The following is a 21,023-nucleotide window of genomic DNA, read 5'->3' on the forward strand; positions in this document are numbered from 1 at the left end:
TACACTACATTATTTAGAGGATATAGACAAAAATTAATTTTAATAATAGGTAAGACTAAAATACAACAATGGAAGGATGTATTAGCTATGAATTTTAAAGAAATGCCAAAAATAGAATTGCATTGTCATTTAGATGGAAGTATAAGACCGCAAACAATATTAGATATAGCAACTAAAGATAATATTGAAATTCCAAGCTATAATTTGAGTGAATTAACAGAATTGTTAGAAGCTCCATTGCAGTGTAAATCATTAGTAGAATATCTAGATAGATTTAGTATTCCAGTTAAAATTATGCAAAGTAAAGAGAACTTAGAGCGAGTTACTTATGAGCTATTGGAAGACGCATCAAAAGAGAATGTTAAATATATAGAAATAAGATATGCACCAACATTACATACGCAAAATGGATTAACCTTAGATGAGGTTATTGAAAGTGTATTAGTAGGAATAAAAAAAGGTGAAAAAGATTTTGATATTCATAGTAATTTGATTTTATCATGTCTAAGACATATGGGGTCAGATAGTGCACTTACGGTGGTAGAGGCAGGAAGAAAGTATTTAGGTAAAGGCGTTGTAGCCATTGATCTTTGTGGAGCGGAGAATGAAGGGTTTTCCAAAGATTTTATAGAGCCTATAAGGGTAGCGAGAGAGTATGGATATAGAGTTACTATACATGCAGGAGAAACTGGCATAGGCGTAAATGTATCCGATGCAATTAAACTTCTTCATGCTGAGAGAATAGGACATGGAGTAGGGATAAAAGATTTTAAAGAGGCATATGATTTAGTTAAAAATAATAATGTCATTTTGGAAATGTGCCCAACTAGTAATATACAGACCAAAGTAGTGACGGGTTATAATGACCACCCATTATTTAAGTTTTATAAAGATGGAATAAGAGTTTCTTTTAATACTGATAACAGGACTGTATCAAGAACTAATGTAACCAATGAGTGTGAAAGCATAAATCACGTTGAGAATATGAGTTATGATGATTATAAAAAAATATATAATGATTCAGTTGATGGAGCATTTGCAACTGAAAATATTAAAAATCATTTAAAAACATTGATATAAGATATTATTAAAGGAACAACATTTAAATGCAATTTAAATTGTATTTATAACAGATATCAGTATAATTTATTTATAAGAAGTATAAAAAATCAGGTAAGGGATATATTATCCTTTACCTGATTTTTACTTTCTGGACATTGTTATGGAATTATATATAATTACTGAGATTAATACAAATACAGATGTTAATGCAATGGTACCACCAGGAGCACAATTAAACACATAGGAGAGTATTAAACCAAGAATAATATCTATAAAGCCGAAAAATACAGAAAATAACAAAGTCGGTTTAAAGCCTTTATTAAGTTGGAGGGAGGTTGCTACAGGCAAGGCTATCATTGAGGACATTACTAAAATTCCCATAATACGGATAGAAGCAGAAATAGTAGCCCCAACAAGTAAAGCAAATATATAATTTACTGCCTTCACATTAATACCAGCAATTTTTGCGCCTTCCTCATCAAAGGTAGTATATAGTAACTTATCATATAAAAAATATAAGGTAATAATAGAAATGCAACTAAGAATTATCATTACAAGTAAATCAAATTTTGTAACTGTTAAGATACTTCCGAAAAGATAACTATTAACATTGCCATTTGCCTTGCCAGTACTAATAAGTGTAATTCCAACACCAACGCTAAATGTAAGTACTATGGAAAGAATAAGTTCAGCATATTTTTTGTAGTAGTCTCTAAAAAATTCAATAGAAAGTCCACAAATTGTGGTAAATATAAAAGCACATATAATTGGATTAAAACCTGATACTAAGCCAATTGCAACCCCGGCAAAGGCGGAGTGAGCAAGCGTGTCGCCCATCATTGAATGTCTTTTAAGTACTAGAAAAACGCCTACCATAGGACATAATATTGAAATGAAAATAGCAGCTAGAAATGCATTTTGCATAAACTCATATTGAAACATTAGATAACCTCCTTAAATACTCGTCAATAGTATAGAGGATTCCATTTCCATTGTCCATACTAAGTATATGTGTTGAATTTTGAATAGCTGCCTCTATATTATGTTCTACAGATATTACGGTAACTCCATTTTTTCTATTTAAAGAAGTTATTAAAGCATAAATTTCTTTCATACTTTGATTATCAACACCTGTTGAAGGTTCATCTAAAACTAAGATATCTTCATTAGCTAAAATTGCTCTAGCTATGAAAATCTTTTGACGTTGACCACCTGATAAGTTCCCAATAAGTGAGTTTTTATAATCAAGCATTCCAACTTTTTTTAGAGCTGAAGATATAGAATCTTTATCTGCAATCTTCATTACTTTTCTGTGTGTATTTAATATTTCCCATACAGTTACAGGGAAAGAACTATTAAAATTTTCAACGAACTGAGGAACATATCCTATTTTATGTGAATTTAAATGGATACTTCCATTTTGGGGCGTAAGGAAATTTAAAATTAGCTTTATTAAGGTGCTTTTACAGCTACCATTAGCTCCAATTACAGAAACATAATTTTGTTTATTAATAGAAAGCGAGAAGTTGTTGATTAAGTATGGCCCAGAATTTGTATATGAAAAACAAAGGTTTTTTATTTCTATCATAAAATGAGCTCCTTTCATACAGTGTAATGTTATATTATAAGTCTAACCACATATTTACATAATATAGTTATAATATAAAGAAATTATTAATATTGAATGATATTAATGAAAAATGACAATAGTTTAAGAAGTAATATGTAAATTCTTAATTCAATATAGGTGCACAAGAGATTGCACCAGTATTGATATTAATAATATGTATGATATAATTATACTATATATGAAAATCATTTTCAATTAGGAAGGGGAAAAACATGAAAAAATTTAAAATTACAGCAGTGTTGATAGTTATGACTATGATATTAACTGCATGTTCAGAAAAATCTAAGAGTGAGTCTATGGATAATAGTGATACCATTAATGTTGTTACATCATTTTATGGAATGAAAGCTTTAGCGGAGGAAATCGGTGGGGATAAAGTTAACATAGATAATATAATACCTGAGGGTAGTGAGCCACATGATTTTGATATTAAAGCTAAGGACATGAAAGCTATAGAAGAAAGTGATATTTTTATTTATAATGGAGCAGGTATGGAAGAATGGGTAACTGATGTAGAAGCTGCAATAGGTAATAATAAGTTAATCACGGTAGAAGCTAGTAAAGGAGTAGAACTCATAAATGCCGATGGAACAGATAACAATAATTTAGGCAAAGATCCACATACATGGCTTGGTCTTACCTCAGCTAAGGTCGAAGCAGAAAATATTAAAAATGCATTACAGGAAAAAGACACTCAAAATAAGGACTATTATGAAAAGAATTATGAGGAATTTGCAGGGAAAATTGATGAAATTATCAGTGAATATGTTCCTAAATTTCAAGATTTACAAGATAAAGAGTTTATTACTGGTCATGCTACTTTTGGATATTTATGTAGGGATTTAGGTCTTACACAAAGCAGTATAGAAGGAGTGTTTGCAGAAGGTGAACCATCTCCAAAGGAGTTAGAGAAACTTATACTACATTGCAAAAACTATAACATTAAAGTTATTTTTGTAGAAGAATTAATAAGTCAAAATCTCTCAAATACTTTAGCTAAGGAAGTTGGAGCTACAACAAAACAAATATATACACTTCATAGCAGTGAAGATAAAAAATCTTTTTCTGACACATTAAGATATAATGTAGAGACTATATATAGTGCTATGAAACAGGGTGAATGACAAATTATTTAAAATGCATATGAAATCTTGGGATATATATTAATTAAAGTATATATCCCATTTTTTTATAAAAAAGCATTATTGACAATACATATTAAAAAATATATTCTGAATTAATAATAGGATTTAATTATAACATAATGAAAAAAATGTTTAATTATAGATAATGGGAGGAATACTATGGGAAAGAAAGTTAGCACATGTAAATGTAATGAAGGACAAAATAAATTAGTAGAAGGATTAAAAAAAATAGTCAAAGGTGAAGATAAAATAACAGAGAATATGTGTATTGGAGCATGTAATTTCTGTGGCTACAAGTATATAGCTAGGGTAGATGGTGTTCTCGTGGAGAATGAGGATTTAAATGAAACACTAGAGCTTATTAATCTTAAATTACATGGAGATTAACAAGAAATGAATAAAGAGATTTACGATCAATGTACCAAATTATGTAATAAAAAGTATCATTTCTGATATATCACTATTGATAATATACTCAGTAGTGATATATAATAAATATAGTAGAGATAATAGAGGAGTGATATATATGGAAAAAATAGCATTGATTACAGATAGTGCAAGTGATATAACACAGGAGATAGTTAATAAATATAATGTAAGGGTACTACCTTTTAGAATAATATATAGGGATAAAGAGTTTAGTGATGGAGTTGATATTACCCCACAATACGTATATGACACATTAGAAAGCTCAGCTCCAACTACATCATTACCGTCTATGCAAGATATGGAAGATACCTTTGAAGAGTTAAAAAAAGAAGGGTATACTCATGCAATAATAGTTACAATATCATCCCAATTATCGGGATTTAATAATGCTATAAAATTGGTGTCAGCAGATCATCCAGAAATTAAAACTTATGTTCATGATTCTAAATCTATATCAAAGGGCGAAGCGATACTTATAGAAGAGGCAGGATTGATGATAGAAGCTGGTGAGACATTCCAAAATATAGTGGATAAACTTCCTGAAATAAATAGTAGAATAGAAATATTTTTTGTTATAGGAACCTTAGAATATCTTATAAGGGGTGGTAGGATTGGAAAAGTGGCAGGTACAATTGCGCAATTTTTACACCTTAAACCTATTGTAAGCGTAGATAAAGAAGGTGTATACTACACTTATACAAAAGTCCGGGGGAGAAAGCAGTCTTTAAGTAAAATTTATGATATAGGGGTAGATAAGCTAAATAGTAGTAAGTGTGATGTGTATATAATGCATGGAGAAGCAGCAGAAGAAGCCAAATCATTAGAGGAAAAATTTAAATTACATTCAAATGTACATTCGGTTACTTTTGGTGGATATTTAAGTCCAGTTTCAGGGGTTCACTCTGGACCAGGATTTATAGGGGTACTTTTCTACGAAAGGAAGTAGTCAGTGTGAGCGATGAATTAAGGGGCATTAAAGAAGAAGAAAAAAAATTATACGAAGATTATAAGAGAAAACTAAATGAACTAAGAAAAATAAAGTATGAAAATGAAGCGGTTGGTCAAGTCTTTACAAAGGGATTACTACCAATCTATACATTGTATATATTAACATTGGGACCTACAAATGGTAATGACATATCTCAGCAGATAGGTAAAAGAACAAATGGTTTTTGGATACCTAGTACTGGGGGAATATATCCTCTTTTAAAAAAGTTGGAAAAACAGGGATTTGTAGAAGGTATTTGGGATAATAGCAAAAAATCACAAAAAGTATACACAATAACAGAGGTTGGACTTAAGGAGTTTGAAACTAAGAGGATATTATTACAGCAAAATGTTGAAGAGGCATTAGAGGTATTTAAAATAATTATAGAAGATTTATATGGTTAGAAAAATCCTATGAACTTGAAATAAGTTCATAGGATTTTTAATATATTCTCCAAAATAATATTTCGTAAAACTAAATATTTATATTGAAATAATATGTAAAGTTTTATATTATATATATATTAAGGGTTTTTGTTGAAAAAAATATTGTTTTTTATGATGTAATTAAATTTTGAAACAGGGGGATGCAAATGGAAAAGATTAAAGGGTTATTAAAATATGCAGCGCCATATAAGAAGAAATATTTAGTAGGTATATTTTTTCTTATATTAGTAGATTTTATACAACTTGTTCCACCTAAAATTTTAGGGTATTTGACAGATGGATTATCACAAGGGAGTGCAACTAAAGGTAGTTTAATTAAAGCAATTATATATATCTTAATAATTGCTCTTGTTATGGCATTTGGAAGATTTATGTGGAGAATATATGTAAATGGTACCTCTAGACAGGTAGAGTATGATATAAGAAGTAAATTTTTTAAACATTTACAAGGGTTATCAGCTAACTTTTACAATGAGAAAAAAACAGGAGATTTAATGGCATTGGCAACAAATGATTTAAATGCGGTTAGAATGGCATTAGGACCTGGGGTTATTATGTTCTTTGATGCGGTGGTATTAACTATTGCAACAATTTGTATTATGCTAACAATCAATGTTCAATTGACTATATTAGCTTTGTTACCACTTCCATTTGTGGCAATAGTATCGCAAAGATTTGGTAAGAAAATTCATAAGAAGTTCACGAAAGTTCAAAGCTGTTTTTCAAAACTTACAGATGTAGTACAAGAAAATTTCTCGGGAATTAGAATAGTAAAGTCCTTTGTACAAGAGGAGAAAGAATATGAAAAATTCATGGAAGAAAATGATAAAAATTTTCAAGCTAACATGGATTTTATAAGAATTTGGGGAGTGTTCTCACCACTAGTAGAATTTATTTCATCATTAAGTTTTGCATTATTAATTATTGTAGGTGGAACATTTGTAGTATTGGGAAAAATATCTCTAGGAGACTTTGTTACATTTAATATGTACCTTGGAAATCTAGTATGGCCAATGATGGCTATTGGATGGGTAATTAATATACTACAAAGAGGGTTTGCTTCTATAGAAAGAATAGAGGAAATTTTACACACTAAGGCTGACATAGTAGATGAAAACACAGAATTATTGGAATCTTTAAACGGTGATATTGTTATAAAGGATTTAACGTTCACATATGAAAATGTATTATCACCAACCCTCAAAAATATCAATTTAAGAATAAAGAAGGGTGAAACTCTTGGTATTGTAGGAAGAACTGGAAGTAGTAAAAGTACTCTTGTAAGTTTATTTCTTAGACTTTACAATGTGGGAGATGGGAAAATTTTCATAGGAGATAAAGATATAAATAGGATATCATTAAATAGTTTAAGAAAAAACATTGGATTTGTATCTCAAGACCCATTTTTATTCTCAACAACTCTGTCAGAGAATATAGGACTTGCCTTTGATAAAATTGATGAAGAGAAAGTAAAGGATGCGACTATAAAGGCAGATATATATGATAATATAAAAGAATTTCCATTGGGGTTTGAAACAATTGTTGGAGAAAGGGGAACAACTCTTTCAGGTGGTCAAAAACAAAGAAGTTCTATAGCTAGAGCCCTTATAAAAGATCCTGATATATTAATTTTAGATGATTGTTTGTCGGCAGTAGATGCAAAGACGGAAGTTAAAATTTTAGAAAATTTAAAGCAAGTTATGAAGGATAAAACATCAATTATCATATCTCATAGAATTTCAGCGGTTAAGGATGCTCACAATATAATAGTTCTTGAAGATGGAGAGATAGTAGAACAAGGGACTCATGAGGAACTTAAAAATATACCAGGAATATATAAGGATATATTTGAGAAGCAACAAATTGAGCAAGAGATTATGGAAGAGGAGGAAGTATAGTTATGGAAAACTTTAGTCATGAAGATGAAATTCTAGACAAACAGTATGACTCTCTATTAATGAGAAGGCTGTTAAAGTTTGCTTTACCATACAAATGGTTTATTGCTATAGTAGTAGTTATCATGTTTATAGTAGTATGCCTAGATCTTTCGGTGCCTTTTATCATTAAAAACGTGATAGATAATAATATTAGCCCTTTAAGTGGAAAGTATTCTATTGTTGAGAAAGCAGAAGACAGTGCAATTAGCATAGGGGATAAATATGTTATAAGGGGTGAGAGAGACGGAGCAATAAGAGCCTCAATGATATATGATAGCGATAATAAGCCTTACATTGTAGAAGGAATTGCATCTGAAAATACGGCATATACAATTGAAGGTGATAGATTCCTTCAAGGTAGTAATAGCTATAAAATGCATGAAATAACATTTGAAGACATAGAGCAGTTAAGAAGCAAAGATTTAAAAGCAATACAGATAAGTGCTTTACTTGTGTTAGGTATTTGCATTGGAGTATTTGTACTAAATTATATACAAATATATATACTTCAATATACGGGGCAAAAAATTATTTATAATATTAGAGCTACGGTTTTTAAACATGTAGAATCATTATCATTATCGTTTTTTGACAAAAATCCTGTAGGAAGGCTAGTTACTCGTATAACAAATGATGTAGAAACTTTAAATGAGATGTATACATCCGTATTAATATATCTTATAAAAGATGCATTCCTAGTTTTTGGTATAATAATAGCTATGTTTATGTTAGACATAAAATTGGGTATAGTATCAGTGGTAACACTGCCACTTGTAATTGCATTAACATTTATATTCAGAAAATATGATAGAGAAGCATATAGAAAGGTTAGAGCTAGGTTATCAAAGATTAATTCATCTTTATCAGAAAATATTAGTGGTATGAAGACAGTTCAAATATATGGAGTAGAGGATAAGAAATATAGAGAATTTGATGATATAAATACTTCTTATTCTAAGGCATCTATGGAACAAATAAGGGTTTTTGCCATATTTAGACCTATAATGGATATGGTATATCAGTTAGCGCTTTGTATACTTGTATGGGTTGGAGGAACAGCGGTTTTAAATCTAACTCTTGAGTTTGGAGTTTTATATGCTTTCATAATCTATATTCAAAAGTTATTCCAACCAATTTTCGATTTGTCAGAGAAGTTTGATATACTTCAATCGTCCATGGCATCTTCTGAACGAATATTTATGCTATTAGATAATGATAGTACTATTAAAAATCCCGAAATTCCTGAAAGTATTGGAAGAGCTAAGGGTGAGATTGAATTTAATCATGTTTGGTTTGCATATAATAATGAGGAATGGGTGCTAAGAGATGTGAGTTTCAAAATTAAAAAAGGTGAAACTATTGCATTTGTTGGAGCAACTGGAGCAGGTAAAACATCTATTATTAGTTTAATAACTAGGCTTTACGATATTCAAAAGGGTGAAATATTAATAGATGGAGTAGATATAAGAAGGATGTCAACAGAGGAATTGAGAAAGAATGTCTCGACAGTACTTCAGGATGTGTTTTTATTCACAGGGGATATAAAAGGAAATGTAAGGTTAAATGATGAAAATATAACCGATGAAGAGATTGTAAAGGCTTGTGAATATGTAAATGCTAATGTGTTTATTGAGAAGCTACCAGATAAATATAATGCCAAAGTTAATGAAAGAGGTACAACATTCTCTCAAGGAGAAAGACAGTTGGTTGCATTTGCAAGAGCTTTAGCATTTAATCCACCAATTTTAGTGTTAGATGAAGCAACAGCGAATATCGATACTGAAACTGAAAGCTTAATTCAAGATGCATTAGATAAGCTTACAAAGGGAAGAACTACAATAGTGGTTGCTCATAGATTATCAACAATAAAAAATGCTGATAAAATAATTGTAATGCATAAAGGGAAAGTTAGAGAGGTGGGAAATCACTCAGAGTTATTAGAGAAAAAAGGCTTATATAGTAATCTATATAAGCTACAATATGCAGGACAATAGAAGGAAAACAGTTAGTATGGTAGAAAATATATAACTTTGATAATTTCGGTTTTGAAATATTTTTAATTAGTATATTAAGGTTAAAGCAGTAAAAAGTAGATAGCATGAACTATCTACTTTTTATTGTTAAAACATATCTTTTTTACCTAGATAATAGGTTACAACTATAGTTATTAGTCCAACAATTACACACATGTAGAAAAATCCATTAGAAGAGTCTAAAAAAGGAATTCCACCGACATTCATACCTAAAAGGCCTGAGATTAGTGTGGGTACTGAAATAACTATAGTTACAGAAGTAAGATATTTCATAACTTGGTTTTGATTGTTAGAGATTATAGATGCGAAAACATTCATGGTGCCAGTTAGTACATCACTATAGATACTACACATCTCTATGGCCTGCCTGTTTTCAATCATAACATCATCTAAAATATCGCAATCATCATCATATTTAGTTAGTATTTCTTGTTTAAGAAGCTTTTCCAAGGTTAAATCATTAGATTTAAGGGATGTTGAGAAGTAAACTAATGATTTTTGAAGAGCGAAAAGTTGAATGAGTTCTCTATTTCGTAAGGATTTATAAAGTGTCTTTTCAATAAGTAAACTTTTTTTGTTTATTTGTCTTAAATACAGCAAATAATAATTAGATGCTCTATATAACATTTGAAGCATAAATCTAACTTTTTTAAATGTGTAAAATGAAGGGATTTTTTCGAGGACAAAGTCAGATAATACAGGACTATTTTTAAGACAAACAGTAATAATTATATTTTCAGTATATATAATTGCTAGAGGGTATGTATCATATGTTAATGAATTATCATCCATTTCAGTAAATGGAATATCGATGATAACTAAAGTAGAGTTGTTTTCAAATTCAATTCTTGATCCTTCCTCTTCATCAAGGGCAGCTCTTATGAAGTCCTGAGATATGGAAAGCTTTTGAGAAATTAAGAGTACTTCTTCATCCGATGGATTTATCATACTTACCCAAGAGCCGTGTTCAATGGTATCTATGTTTGAAAGGGCGCCAGAAGCATCACTTTTTAATATTGTAATCAATGTTATCACCTCATAAAAATAAATCTATGAATATATTTTAACACTATATTTGTAATTGACAACTATATGTTTAAAAGTAATAATTATAATAGTACAGATAATTTAATTTTCAATCATAATTAAGTTAAATCATAATAGTAATAGTATTGTGATTATAATTTATGATTCGAATTACTTTAATGTATTGAATGGGAGGGTTTATGGCAATAGAAGAATTGCTTTTATTATCTCTGGCTGTATCTTTAGACGCATTTGGTATTGCAATAGCAATTGGGTTGAATGATAAGGCTACCAAACGCATGAAAATATTATTTGCGATTTCCTTCGGTTTTTTTCAATTCTTGTTTTGTTTCCTAGGTGGTTTTGGGGGGAAGATTTTTACAGAAAATATTGCTTCAATTCCAACAATTATAGGAGGCATGGTAGTTGCAGTAGTTGGTGTACTTATGATTAAAGAAGGAATGAATAATGATGAAGACAATCTTATTTTTAATTCTAATGTATATTTTGTGTTAGGAATATCAGTAAGTATAGATGCAATGGTAATTGGATTTATTACTTTCTCAAAAATAGGAAGTATTATTACATTATCCATATTTACATCTATAGTTGGTGTTGTCACATTCATTATGAGTATATTAGCATTTGTAATAGCAAGATATCTAGGGAAAATTTACCTTGTAGGTAAATATGCAGATTATATTGGAGGCGTAATTTTAATATTATTTGGATTGAAGATGATTTTCTTCTAAGGAAAGGATGAGTAAAATGATAGAAACTTTAAAAAACTTAAAAAGCTTTGAGGTAATTAATTTCTTTAAAAAAATGAATGAAATACCAAGAGGTTCTGGAAATGAAAGAGCTATAAGTGATTGGTTGGTTAAATTTGCAAAGGATCGTAATTTAGAGGTTATTCAAGATGAGGCTTTAAATGTAATAATAAAAAAGGCAGCTACAAAGGGATATGAAAATGCTCCTATTATTATTATACAAGGTCATATGGATATGGTGTGTGAGAAAAATCAAGGAACTAACCATGATTTTGAGAAGGATCCAATTGCATTTATTATTGATGGTGATTTTATAAAAGCAGATGGAACAACTCTAGGTGCTGATAATGGTATTGCAGTAGCATATGCACTTGCTATTCTTGATAGAAATGATATATCACACCCAGCGTTAGAAGTGCTAGTAACTACTGAAGAAGAAACAGGAATGGGTGGAGCAACAAACCTAAGACCTGAAGATTTAAATGGTAGAATACTAGTAAATATAGATTCAGAAGAAGAGGGAGTACTTCTTGTTAGTTGTGCAGGTGGAGTAAGAGCAAAATTCTCAGTTCCTGTAACTTATGAAAATACAGAGGGTAAGTATAGTTCTTTAGCAATTAAAATAAGAGGGCTAAAGGGTGGACACTCAGGAATGGAAATTAAGAAGGAAAGAGGAAATGCAAATAAATTGATGGGAAGATTCTTGATGGATCTTAACGCTATAGTAGACTTCAAGTTAGCATCTATAAATGGAGGTGCTAAGATGAATGCAATTCCTAGAGAAGCAGATGCAATGGTTTTAGTAAGAGCGGAAGAGATGTGCAAAGTTAAGGATAAGATAAAACAATGGACTGGTATATTTGAAAATGAATTACAGGGAATAGATGATGATTTCAAACTTACATGTGAAGTTGTAGATGGAATAGATAAGGTGTTTTCGGATGATACTAAAAGAAATGTTTTAAGAACACTCTTCATGTTGCCAAATGGCGTTCAAACAATGAGCATGGCAATAGAAGGATTAGTGCAAAGTTCTACCAATGTAGGTGTTGTGACTACTACAGGTGAGGCTGTTGAGTTTGAAAATGCTGTAAGGAGCTCTGTTGCATCATTAAAAAGATCAATAATGGACCAAATGATAGTGCTTGCAGAGATATTAAATTGTGTTATTGAATTTGAATCTGATTATCCTGAATGGCAGTATAATCCAAATTCAAAGATTAGAACTGTATTTGAAGAAGTTTATGAGAAGACTTTTGGTAAAAAGGCAGAAATCTCAGCAATCCACGCAGGGCTTGAATGTGGGTTAATTGGAGATAAATTTAATGGTAATTTAGATCAAATTTCTTTTGGACCAAACATATTTGATGTTCATACACCTGATGAGCATATAAGCATTTCATCGGTAGATAGAATGTACACTTATCTAATTAATGTTTTATCAGACGTAAAATAATTTGAAATAAAAAGTTATCCTCTTAAGATAAATAGGTAAATTAATCTTAAGGGGATAACTATATTATTGTATATTTAGAATTAGTAATGTATACTATAGGAAATGTAATAATTACTTGAAGAATTTAGATAATTCATAGGGGTAAAATCAATGAATTAATTGTAGTAATTTAATTATTTAATTATTGCAAGAATGAATTTTTAATTACTTGGAAGAATAAACTTTTAATAATTTCCATTTGCCAGATTTGGATTTTTCTAAATATAAATTATATATTACTGTTTGATAGGGGCTCTTATCTTCTATACCGGTGATTTCAGCAATACATAAATTTCCGTCAGAAAATTTAATTTCATAATTTTCAAGGGAATAAAGTCTATATTTGTTTAATAAACCAGTAGTTGTATATCGTTTTATTGCGTAGTCAACATTCTCATATTTTTTGCTGGAAAATTTAAAAAATAGCAAATATATCATAAGAATAAATACTAAGATAAGAAATAAAAAGGTTCTTAATTTGGTGTGATTTTTAATTCGTTTCATTATCAGCACTCCTTACTAGGAGAATATATACTAATTATAACATTAATGATAAAATATGTAAATATTTTATTTGGGATTGAGAAAGGGTGATTTTATGGATTTTTCTGCTGTTGTTTTAATGGAGAGAGAAAAGGATACAAACTATCTTATAAGGGAGCTTGGAAGCTACCAAATACATGAAGGTGCAGAGTACATAACTAAATTGTTTTATGACGGAGATAGCGTTAAACTATACTTCGATACGAACAAAGAAGTGGAAGATTGGGAATTTACAGCTATATATGATTTGTTTAATGAAGAGGCATTTCATGGTGTAGTAACGTCTATAGAGCCATATGATGAGGAATTTAATCCTACATGGATTTTAACTTTTGGATATGATGATGACCATAACAAGTTAAGTGATAAATTGAATTATATATGTTCTTTGATAGAAGAGAATATGAATAAAGTGATTGCTGATATTGAAGGTAAAATAGAAGAGTATAAGTAATATCACATTTTTTTAGGGGGAATCATGAGGTTAGAATACATAAATACAGTTAAAGAAGATGATGTGCTAGCAAAGCATGTGTATGGAGAAGATGGAAGAATATTACTTAAGGCTGGTGTTAAACTTAATAGTGTTTATATAAAGAGGCTTAATGAGTTGAGTGTTTATTGTGTATATCTTGAAGATGACAGGTTAGATGATATAGAGGTAGAAGATGAAAAATTAACTGTAGTTAAGCAGGAAACTATGAAAAGTTTAAAGAATATATCAAGGGGCATAACCTGCATATCTGGCAAAGTTGGAGATGAATATTTAAATAATATAGATCAATTAGTAGAACTTATAATGGAAGTTGGAGATGTAAACAAATGTTTATGTGATATTAGAACCCATGATAATTATACATTTTTACATAGTATTAATACTGGTATAATGTCTGTATTCTTTGGAATTAATCTTGGAATGAAGAAGTGGGCAATTAGTGAGCTTGGCATATCGGGGATGCTTCATGACGTTGGAAAATTGAAAGTTCCAGCAGCTATAATAAATAAAGGTGGTAAACTTACAGAGGAAGAGTTCACAGTTGTAAAGCAGCACCCTATTTATGGTGGAGATATTCTGAAAAAGAATTTCAAGATTTCTTGTGATGCAATAGCTGGTGTAGAACAACATCATGAAAAGATAGATGGAAGAGGATATCCTTATGGGTTAAAAGGAAATCAAATTTCAAGGTTTGGTAAAATAGTAGGAATATGTGATGTGTACGATGCAGTTACAAGTAATAGAAGTTATAGAAATAAGTTTGAACCAAATGAAGCTTATGAGCTCATACTATCTGGCTGTGGAACTCAGTTCGATGAAGACTTAGTTCGGATATTCAAAGATACATTTGCTGTTTACGCATTAGGTAGTTGCGTAAAATTATCTAATGGTGTTGAGGGATATATAATAAAGCAAAACAGAGGATTTCCTGATAGACCGATAATTAGAGTTCTATATGATCATTTAACCAGGGAACCAGTACGGTTTTATGAGATAAATTTACTTGAGAAGATAAATTTAACGGTTCAAAGTGTAATTTAAAACAATAAGTATATAATTAAGGATGCACTGTATTTAATTATCATGTATAATTGAAGTGGGTCCTTTTTTATGTGAAAATATATATAGAATAAAGGATTGTTTGATAATAATTTGATGGAAAGAACTAGGGGGAATTGTAATGCAAATATCTAATATAAATGTAGTTGTAACAGAAAAAGACTTATACAGTATTATTAATGATGTGTTAAAAGAATATGTAGAAGTTGATGGATTGGTTATTGATAAAGTATTAATAGACAAAACTATTATAGTATCAGGAACCTATAAGTATAAGGTTACGATTCCATTTACCATTAATATATCAGTTGAAAGAGTAGAGAATAATATAGTATATTTATCCATAGAGAAAATAAATGTTAAAAACTTAAAAATATTCAAAGGAATTATTAACATTGCGTTAAAGATTATAAGTTCAAAAGTAGAACATTTAGGAATTGAATTTAATGAAGAAATAATTAAAATTAAGTTAGATAAATTATGTGAAATTATACCGATGGTAGATTTTAAACTAAAGGGATTGAAAATAATACCATATGGACTTGAGGCTGAGGTAAGTGATTTTAATTTTTACAGTGATAATAAAGATGTAGAAATAAAAAAAAATGGCAAAATATCATCACAAGATAGAGTAGAGGATAATGTAAGTACTGCGGAAAATGTAAACATTGATGGGGATGATAGTGTGAATCTAGAATTTCAGAATGTGATAGAAGCTAGTAAAGAGTACACTTATAAAAGATTTAGAAAAGAGTTTCAAGAAAGATTTACAAGTAAATATAAAAAATTATATCCGTATGTGGTTTTAATACCAGATATAATTTCATTGTTCATACGATTATATAATGATAAAAGAGTGGCAAAAGAAACTAAATTTAATATATCTATAGCATTAGGATATTTATTTTTCCCATTGGATATAATTCCAGATACAGTGCCGCTCGTAGGGAAAATAGATGATTTAGCAGTTACATTTTTTATACTTCAAAAGGTTCTCTGTGATATACCTGAGGAAGTGATACTAGAAAATTGGGAAGGTAAGTCAAATATTATAGAGATTTCAAGAGATGCTATGAGTCTACTTGATGATAAGTTTGGAACAAAAGAAATTAAGAGGATGGTAGATGTGGTAAGAATATCTATGAAAAAGACTATTAGATTTTTTGCTAAATAATAATGATAAACAGTAAGATTAATTTAAATATTATTCAATAGAAGGAGATAAAAGACTATATGGCAGTTAAATATTATGCAATAAAAAGAGGTATAGATGTCCAAACAAATAAAACTGTAAATAACATAATTGTTAACACTTGGAATGAATGTCTTGGATATGTAAAAGGTGCAAAGGGTGCTGTATATAAGAGCTTTTTGACACGTGGTGAAGCAGAAGAATATTTAAATAGTGTGAATTCATTAAAAAAGGGCATTGATGAATATCCTTCAAATATTCCCCACATATATGTAGATGGTAGCTATAATACTGCGACTGAAAATTATGGCTATGGAATTGTAGTTATTGAAAAAGATACAATAATTCATGCAAGCTATGGTGGTGGATTTGCTGAAGAGTGTAATCAAAGGCAAGTAAATGGAGAATTGAGAGCATCTATTGAGGCAGTAGAATATGCCATAGAAAACAAATATAAAGAAATTGTTATATTTTATGATTATGAGGGCGTATGTCAGCATGCTACAGGGACTTGGGAGAGAAATACAAATTTATCTAAAGAATATTATGAGATTATCAATAAATTAAAACGTAAGGGCGATATAAACATCATATTTGTTAAAGTAGATAGTCATACAAATGATTTGTACAATGATGTTGCAGATGAATTGGCTAAGGTAGGTGCAGGGGTTAATATTGATAGAGTAGTTGACAAGGCTATAAAAGATTCGGAACTACTAGTAAAATCTACTGAAGTCAAAAAAATAATCGCCAAAATTATTGATAAGAATTTGGATAGAGTTAAATGTATGGATGAGAGTTTAGTGGAGTCAAATGACAATGAAATAAATAGAGAAAAAAATATTAAGCAGATAGTATCTTATATTTTAACGTTATCTCAAGAAGAAATATATATATATTTGAATAAAGTAGAAGATTATACAAAAAATCAAGTTATAATTGAGTTAATAAGTAGATTATAAAAAAATATTTTAAAGCTATAATTTGAGGGATATAAATTGTAATTATGCACATCATATACATAGAGGTTAAGAAGGGATGTGTAGTATATGAAAGTCTTAATTAAAGCTATTGCTTTGATATCAGCATTATTATTGGCAGTAAATTTTGCAATGCCAAAGGTGGATATGAGGACAAAAAGAAAAATGAAAAAGACCGCTAGAAAACTTCAACATAGGGCTGGAGATATGTTAAGTATAGCAATGTCATCTTTAAAATAGCTAGAGCATTTGCTCTAGCTTTTATTTATAAACAAAATAAATTCATAGTTAAGAAGATTTGAACTTTTCGTTTTGTGTATTAGACATCTTTATGATACAATGAATATACGTGAAATTATGTTGTATTTTATAAAGAATTTGATAAGAGAAGAGGATGAATTTATGGAGATCTTATCTTTAGGAGAGAAAATTAAACAAAGAAGAAAGGAGCTTGATTTAACTCTTAAGAGTTTAGCTGGTGATAGGATTACTGCAGGGCAAATAAGCTTAATTGAATCAGGTAAATCTAATCCTAGCATGGACTTGTTAGAGTATTTGGCAAGCACGCTAAACGTTTCAGTAGAACATCTTATGGAAAGTGAAGGTGCCCAAGCTAATAAAGTATGTACTTATTATGAAAATATAGCTAAAGTTAACATATTAAATAGGCACTTAGATCAAGCAAACGAGGCGTTGGCACATTCTTCTGAATACATAGAAAAGTATAATTTGGAAGTGAGAAGAGCTACTAATATGTATTTAAAAGCTTTAATTCATGCGGACAAAAAAGAATACAATGAAGCTCAAGAGTTGTTACTTTCGGCAAATGATACATATATAAGGTATAACTACTATGATGAAATAATTAAGATTTTCATATTGTTAGGTGAAATAACACTTAAATTAAAGGCATATCATTCATCTTATAGCTATTTTCAACAAGCTGAAAAGGTGTTAGAAGAGTGCGATGTGTATAATGAAGTTTTGATAGGTAAGGTATATTATTATATTAGTTTAACTCTGAATAAAATGGGTATTGATGAGAAATCGATTCAGTACATGAATTATGCAGACTTAAAAATTAAGAAATTGAAAGATGACGTAAGATATGGAGAATCTTTTTTAGTGATTGGGAAAGAAAGATTTGGGCAAGGAAACTTGGACCAAGCTATTACTTACACAGAAAAAAGTTTGAGTGTTTTTAAAGCAAGGGATGAAAAAATAGAGATGAATGAGTTGATGACTGGTGTAGGTAAGTTATTTTCATGGTATGGTAATATTGAAAAGTCATTTGAACAAATTTCTAGTGAGAGATATGGGAAACAATGTATGGGAGAGTCAACAGCGGATACATTAATGCTTATTTGTAGTAACTATATAAAATTAAAAGATGAAGTTAATGCAAAGAAAGTTTTAGAGCAGATTTCTACTAATCTTCAAGGGATGAGTACTACAGACTCTACATTATTATACAAATATCATATGTTAAAATATAAAATAGAACTTTTAGATAAAAGTTATGAAGAAGCGGAAAAAACACTTATTGATACATTGAGTTATACAGAAAAAATGAATTACACAAGGGAAAGTGCTGAAATAGCTATTACGTTAGGTAAATTCTATATGGATTTAGGACGTGAATGTGAGGCTAAAAAATATCTTGATGAAGGTGTTAGAATTCTTGAAGAAACTAATGAATTAACGGAGTTTTAGGGGTGGGGATAATTATGGAAATATTATCGGCTGGAGAAAAAATAAAAAGGTCAAGAGTTTATCAAGGTTTAACGTTGAAGGATGTATGTGAAGATAAGATTTCTGTCTCTAAAATGAGCTGTATAGAGAATAATAAGGTTGAGCCGGAAGAGTGGATACTAGAAATTGTAAGGGACAAGCTTAACTTAGATATGGATTATCTAAAACATGGAATAAGAGAACAAATTGAAGGTAATATAGAGAAGTTTAATTCGATGAAGCAACTTATGTCATTAGGAGATGTGCTTAGGAGTGTTGAATATTCGGAAAAATATAATTATCATGATTTGAGTTGTAAATTATTTAATATACTTTTTGAGTATTATTTAAATCGTGGGATGAAAACGGAATTAAGTACAGTTATACCTAGATATTATAATTCATGTCAGAAATCGAAAGATGAAATACTACACATTAACTATTATATGAATATAGCAAAGTATTTATATAGTAATGGAGAAATCGAACAGGCTGGAAGTTATATTTCTACTGTGAGAAAAAAACTTATTGGACTAAACAAGAAAAATTCTATTGAATATATAAAAGCTACATATAATCAGGTTGCAATCAATATAACGAATAATAAAATTGATAAAGCTATTGAGATAAGCAAAGATTTATGTGAAATACTTAGTTTCAGTGATGATGAATATATAAATGCTGAAATATATAAGGTTCTTTCTATAGTTGAGATATACTCAAAAGGTGATAAAGCAAAACAATATGAATTAGAAGCATTTAGAAGATATGGACAGTGTATTGATAAAAAGGCGGCTGCATATTATGATATCGCAAAAGCTAAGTTTAGTAATGGAGACATAGATGGTGCTTTAGAATATATTAAGAAGGCTTTAGATGAGTTTCCAAGAGAAAATAAAGAAAGTTTATGTGAATTTCTAATAGATGGAGCAAAGAGCTTGATAGAATGTGAAGCTTTAGATTTAGCGCTTAAATATATAGAAGAAGCATTGGATTTGTCTATAGAGATAGAGTTTATACCAACTATGGAAAAAGCCTATTATTATAAAGGTATAGTATATGAAAAGAAAAAAAATTATGTGATGGCTGAAACCTGTATGGTACTCTCCTTGGATACTTTAATTAAATATGGTACAAAGGGACAGATATATAAGCGATATATGAAACTTGGTAGCATGTATCATGGAATGAACAATGTTAGAGATTCTATTCATTATTTTAATTTAGCATTCAAGGAAAATAATAATTTTTAAATTATAATATAAAAAATAAGAGCATTTACTAATAGTTTTAGTGAATGCTCTTATTAGTATTAACTTAATTTCTATTTTACAAATCTATTAATTATGTGTGCCTTTGCCTTGAGTTCAAAGGTGTCATCTAATGTTGAGAGTGTTACGTCGCCGTATTTGTTATTAAGGGCTAAAGAGAGCAATCTATCTGAGAGCTCTGGATTTTTAGATAGTAAGCTACCATGAAAATAAGTGCAGAAAGTATTTTTGTATATACAACCTTCTTTATTATCTTCGCCGTTATTTCCAAAACCATATTTTATGGTACCTAGTGGAGTTAAATCTCCAATATAAGTTTTTCCAGAATGGTTTTCAAAACCAACATATGTCTCATCAAATATTTCATTGTATATTATTGAATTTCCGATTAATCGTTTAGTGGAGGCCTCGGTGTAGATATCTAGTATGCCAAGGCCTTCAAGAATTTCTCCTGTTGATGTTGAATAAGTTTTGCCAAGGAGTTGATATCCACCACAGATACATAAAAATACTTTTCCGCTTTCAATATATTGTGAGATAGTTTCTTTTTTATTTTCAACTAAGTCTTTTGATACAATAGATTGTTCGTAGTCTTGACCACCTCCAAAGAAAACTATATCAAATTCATCGTTATTAAAATCATCGTTTATTGATATGTTTTTAATATTAACTTTGATATTTCTTTTTTCAGCTCTATGTTTAAGGATTAGAATATTTCCAACGTCGCCATAAACATTTAATAAATCTGGATACAAATGACATATATTAATTTCCACGAGATCACCTTACC

The 21,023-nt window shown here is 29.7% G+C and carries 21 protein-coding genes; 16 read left to right on the top strand and 5 right to left on the bottom strand.

The features are described from left to right. Positions 1 to 87: 87 nt before the first annotated feature. Positions 88 to 1,080 carry an adenosine deaminase gene (add, locus tag RSA29_RS16855; RefSeq protein WP_346944076.1) on the top strand — a complete coding sequence of 331 codons (993 nt, stop codon included), beginning with the start codon at positions 88 to 90 and terminating at the stop codon, positions 1,078 to 1,080. Between the two features lie 123 nt (positions 1,081 to 1,203). On the opposite strand, the gene RSA29_RS16860 is transcribed toward add, so the two are convergent. Further along, complete coding sequence (locus RSA29_RS16860) at positions 1,204 to 2,004, bottom strand: metal ABC transporter permease (RefSeq protein ID WP_346944075.1); 801 nt, start codon at positions 2,002 to 2,004, stop codon at positions 1,204 to 1,206. Further along, entirely contained in the window at positions 1,991 to 2,650 is a 660-nt protein-coding gene (locus RSA29_RS16865) for a metal ABC transporter ATP-binding protein (RefSeq protein WP_346933736.1), read from the bottom strand. Before RSA29_RS16865 ends, RSA29_RS16860 begins: the two co-directional genes overlap by 14 nt. A 254-nt stretch (positions 2,651 to 2,904) precedes the next feature. Here RSA29_RS16865 and RSA29_RS16870 point away from each other — a divergent pair, with 254 nt between their 5' ends. From RSA29_RS16870 to RSA29_RS16895, 6 genes are all read left to right on the top strand, one after another. Then, positions 2,905 to 3,816 carry a zinc ABC transporter substrate-binding protein gene (locus RSA29_RS16870; protein ID WP_346944074.1) on the top strand — a complete coding sequence of 304 codons (912 nt, stop codon included), beginning with the start codon at positions 2,905 to 2,907 and terminating at the stop codon, positions 3,814 to 3,816. Positions 3,817 to 3,996: 180 nt separating this feature from the next. Further along, positions 3,997 to 4,224 (top strand): hypothetical protein, encoded by a 228-nt coding sequence (locus tag RSA29_RS16875; RefSeq protein WP_346933734.1) that lies wholly within the window; start codon positions 3,997 to 3,999, stop codon positions 4,222 to 4,224. A gap of 139 nt (positions 4,225 to 4,363) precedes the next feature. After that, positions 4,364 to 5,212, top strand: coding sequence for a DegV family protein (locus RSA29_RS16880; protein WP_346944073.1), 849 nt, complete (start codon positions 4,364 to 4,366; stop codon positions 5,210 to 5,212). Positions 5,213 to 5,217: 5 nt separating this feature from the next. Then, complete coding sequence (locus RSA29_RS16885) at positions 5,218 to 5,658, top strand: PadR family transcriptional regulator (protein ID WP_346944072.1); 441 nt, start codon at positions 5,218 to 5,220, stop codon at positions 5,656 to 5,658. 188 nt (positions 5,659 to 5,846) lie between these two features. Next, complete coding sequence (locus tag RSA29_RS16890; protein WP_346944071.1) at positions 5,847 to 7,598, top strand: ABC transporter ATP-binding protein; 1,752 nt, start codon at positions 5,847 to 5,849, stop codon at positions 7,596 to 7,598. A 2-nt stretch (positions 7,599 to 7,600) separates the two neighbouring features. Continuing rightward, positions 7,601 to 9,631, top strand: coding sequence for an ABC transporter ATP-binding protein (locus RSA29_RS16895; protein WP_346944070.1), 2,031 nt, complete (start codon positions 7,601 to 7,603; stop codon positions 9,629 to 9,631). A 126-nt stretch (positions 9,632 to 9,757) separates the two neighbouring features. Here the strand turns inward: RSA29_RS16895 and RSA29_RS16900 are convergent, their stop codons facing one another. Continuing rightward, on the bottom strand, positions 9,758 to 10,696 hold the full coding sequence (locus RSA29_RS16900; RefSeq protein WP_346944069.1) for a magnesium transporter CorA family protein: 939 nt from the start codon (positions 10,694 to 10,696) through the stop codon (positions 9,758 to 9,760). 200 nt (positions 10,697 to 10,896) lie between these two features. On the opposite strand from RSA29_RS16900, the gene RSA29_RS16905 reads away from it, so the two are divergent. Both RSA29_RS16905 and RSA29_RS16910 read left to right on the top strand, forming a co-directional pair. Next, positions 10,897 to 11,448, top strand: coding sequence for a manganese efflux pump (locus RSA29_RS16905; RefSeq protein WP_346944068.1), 552 nt, complete (start codon positions 10,897 to 10,899; stop codon positions 11,446 to 11,448). 19 nt (positions 11,449 to 11,467) lie between these two features. After that, a complete protein-coding gene (locus RSA29_RS16910; protein WP_346944089.1) occupies positions 11,468 to 12,922 on the top strand; it encodes an aminoacyl-histidine dipeptidase in 1,455 nt (484 codons plus the stop codon). A gap of 204 nt (positions 12,923 to 13,126) precedes the next feature. Here the strand turns inward: RSA29_RS16910 and RSA29_RS16915 are convergent, their stop codons facing one another. After that, entirely contained in the window at positions 13,127 to 13,465 is a 339-nt protein-coding gene (locus tag RSA29_RS16915) for a hypothetical protein (RefSeq protein WP_346944067.1), read from the bottom strand. Positions 13,466 to 13,559: 94 nt separating this feature from the next. On the opposite strand from RSA29_RS16915, the gene RSA29_RS16920 reads away from it, so the two are divergent. From RSA29_RS16920 to RSA29_RS16950, 7 genes are all read left to right on the top strand, one after another. After that, positions 13,560 to 13,958: a DUF6762 family protein gene (locus RSA29_RS16920; RefSeq protein WP_346944066.1), complete on the top strand. Its 399-nt coding sequence runs from the start codon at positions 13,560 to 13,562 to the stop codon at positions 13,956 to 13,958. Between the two features lie 24 nt (positions 13,959 to 13,982). Continuing rightward, positions 13,983 to 15,041 (top strand): HD-GYP domain-containing protein, encoded by a 1,059-nt coding sequence (locus RSA29_RS16925; RefSeq protein ID WP_346944065.1) that lies wholly within the window; start codon positions 13,983 to 13,985, stop codon positions 15,039 to 15,041. Between the two features lie 139 nt (positions 15,042 to 15,180). Further along, positions 15,181 to 16,233, top strand: a complete 1,053-nt coding sequence (locus tag RSA29_RS16930; protein WP_346944064.1) for a DUF1232 domain-containing protein — start codon at positions 15,181 to 15,183, stop codon at positions 16,231 to 16,233. A 59-nt stretch (positions 16,234 to 16,292) separates the two neighbouring features. Continuing rightward, positions 16,293 to 17,213, top strand: coding sequence for a ribonuclease H family protein (locus RSA29_RS16935; RefSeq protein ID WP_346944063.1), 921 nt, complete (start codon positions 16,293 to 16,295; stop codon positions 17,211 to 17,213). 87 nt (positions 17,214 to 17,300) lie between these two features. Next, a complete protein-coding gene (locus RSA29_RS16940) occupies positions 17,301 to 17,471 on the top strand; it encodes a hypothetical protein (RefSeq protein WP_346944062.1) in 171 nt (56 codons plus the stop codon). A gap of 162 nt (positions 17,472 to 17,633) precedes the next feature. Further along, entirely contained in the window at positions 17,634 to 18,944 is a 1,311-nt protein-coding gene (locus tag RSA29_RS16945; protein WP_346944061.1) for a helix-turn-helix transcriptional regulator, read from the top strand. Between the two features lie 14 nt (positions 18,945 to 18,958). Beyond that, positions 18,959 to 20,215 carry an XRE family transcriptional regulator gene (locus RSA29_RS16950; protein WP_346944060.1) on the top strand — a complete coding sequence of 419 codons (1,257 nt, stop codon included), beginning with the start codon at positions 18,959 to 18,961 and terminating at the stop codon, positions 20,213 to 20,215. Positions 20,216 to 20,286: 71 nt separating this feature from the next. Here the strand turns inward: RSA29_RS16950 and RSA29_RS16955 are convergent, their stop codons facing one another. After that, positions 20,287 to 21,009 (bottom strand): glutamine amidotransferase, encoded by a 723-nt coding sequence (locus RSA29_RS16955; protein ID WP_346944059.1) that lies wholly within the window; start codon positions 21,007 to 21,009, stop codon positions 20,287 to 20,289. Positions 21,010 to 21,023 lie beyond the last annotated feature (14 nt).

Origin of the sequence: Clostridium sp. (genome assembly GCF_036660475.1) — a bacterium.
Classification (GTDB): Bacteria; Bacillota; Clostridia; order Clostridiales; family Clostridiaceae; genus Clostridium_J.

Bases quoted from the DNA above. Each gene is read 5' to 3' on its own strand.
- add (WP_346944076.1), top strand. From the start codon at position 88: ATGAATTTTAAAGAAATGCCAAAAATAGAATTGCATTGTCATTTAGAT.
- RSA29_RS16860 (WP_346944075.1), bottom strand. From the start codon at position 2,004: ATGTTTCAATATGAGTTTATGCAAAATGCATTTCTAGCTGCTATTTTC.
- RSA29_RS16865 (WP_346933736.1), bottom strand. From the start codon at position 2,650: ATGATAGAAATAAAAAACCTTTGTTTTTCATATACAAATTCTGGGCCA.
- RSA29_RS16870 (WP_346944074.1), top strand. From the start codon at position 2,905: ATGAAAAAATTTAAAATTACAGCAGTGTTGATAGTTATGACTATGATA.
- RSA29_RS16875 (WP_346933734.1), top strand. From the start codon at position 3,997: ATGGGAAAGAAAGTTAGCACATGTAAATGTAATGAAGGACAAAATAAA.
- RSA29_RS16880 (WP_346944073.1), top strand. From the start codon at position 4,364: ATGGAAAAAATAGCATTGATTACAGATAGTGCAAGTGATATAACACAG.
- RSA29_RS16890 (WP_346944071.1), top strand. From the start codon at position 5,847: ATGGAAAAGATTAAAGGGTTATTAAAATATGCAGCGCCATATAAGAAG.
- RSA29_RS16895 (WP_346944070.1), top strand. From the start codon at position 7,601: ATGGAAAACTTTAGTCATGAAGATGAAATTCTAGACAAACAGTATGAC.
- RSA29_RS16905 (WP_346944068.1), top strand. From the start codon at position 10,897: ATGGCAATAGAAGAATTGCTTTTATTATCTCTGGCTGTATCTTTAGAC.
- RSA29_RS16915 (WP_346944067.1), bottom strand. From the start codon at position 13,465: ATGAAACGAATTAAAAATCACACCAAATTAAGAACCTTTTTATTTCTT.
- RSA29_RS16920 (WP_346944066.1), top strand. From the start codon at position 13,560: ATGGATTTTTCTGCTGTTGTTTTAATGGAGAGAGAAAAGGATACAAAC.
- RSA29_RS16925 (WP_346944065.1), top strand. From the start codon at position 13,983: ATGAGGTTAGAATACATAAATACAGTTAAAGAAGATGATGTGCTAGCA.
- RSA29_RS16930 (WP_346944064.1), top strand. From the start codon at position 15,181: ATGCAAATATCTAATATAAATGTAGTTGTAACAGAAAAAGACTTATAC.
- RSA29_RS16935 (WP_346944063.1), top strand. From the start codon at position 16,293: ATGGCAGTTAAATATTATGCAATAAAAAGAGGTATAGATGTCCAAACA.
- RSA29_RS16940 (WP_346944062.1), top strand. From the start codon at position 17,301: ATGAAAGTCTTAATTAAAGCTATTGCTTTGATATCAGCATTATTATTG.
- RSA29_RS16945 (WP_346944061.1), top strand. From the start codon at position 17,634: ATGGAGATCTTATCTTTAGGAGAGAAAATTAAACAAAGAAGAAAGGAG.
- RSA29_RS16950 (WP_346944060.1), top strand. From the start codon at position 18,959: ATGGAAATATTATCGGCTGGAGAAAAAATAAAAAGGTCAAGAGTTTAT.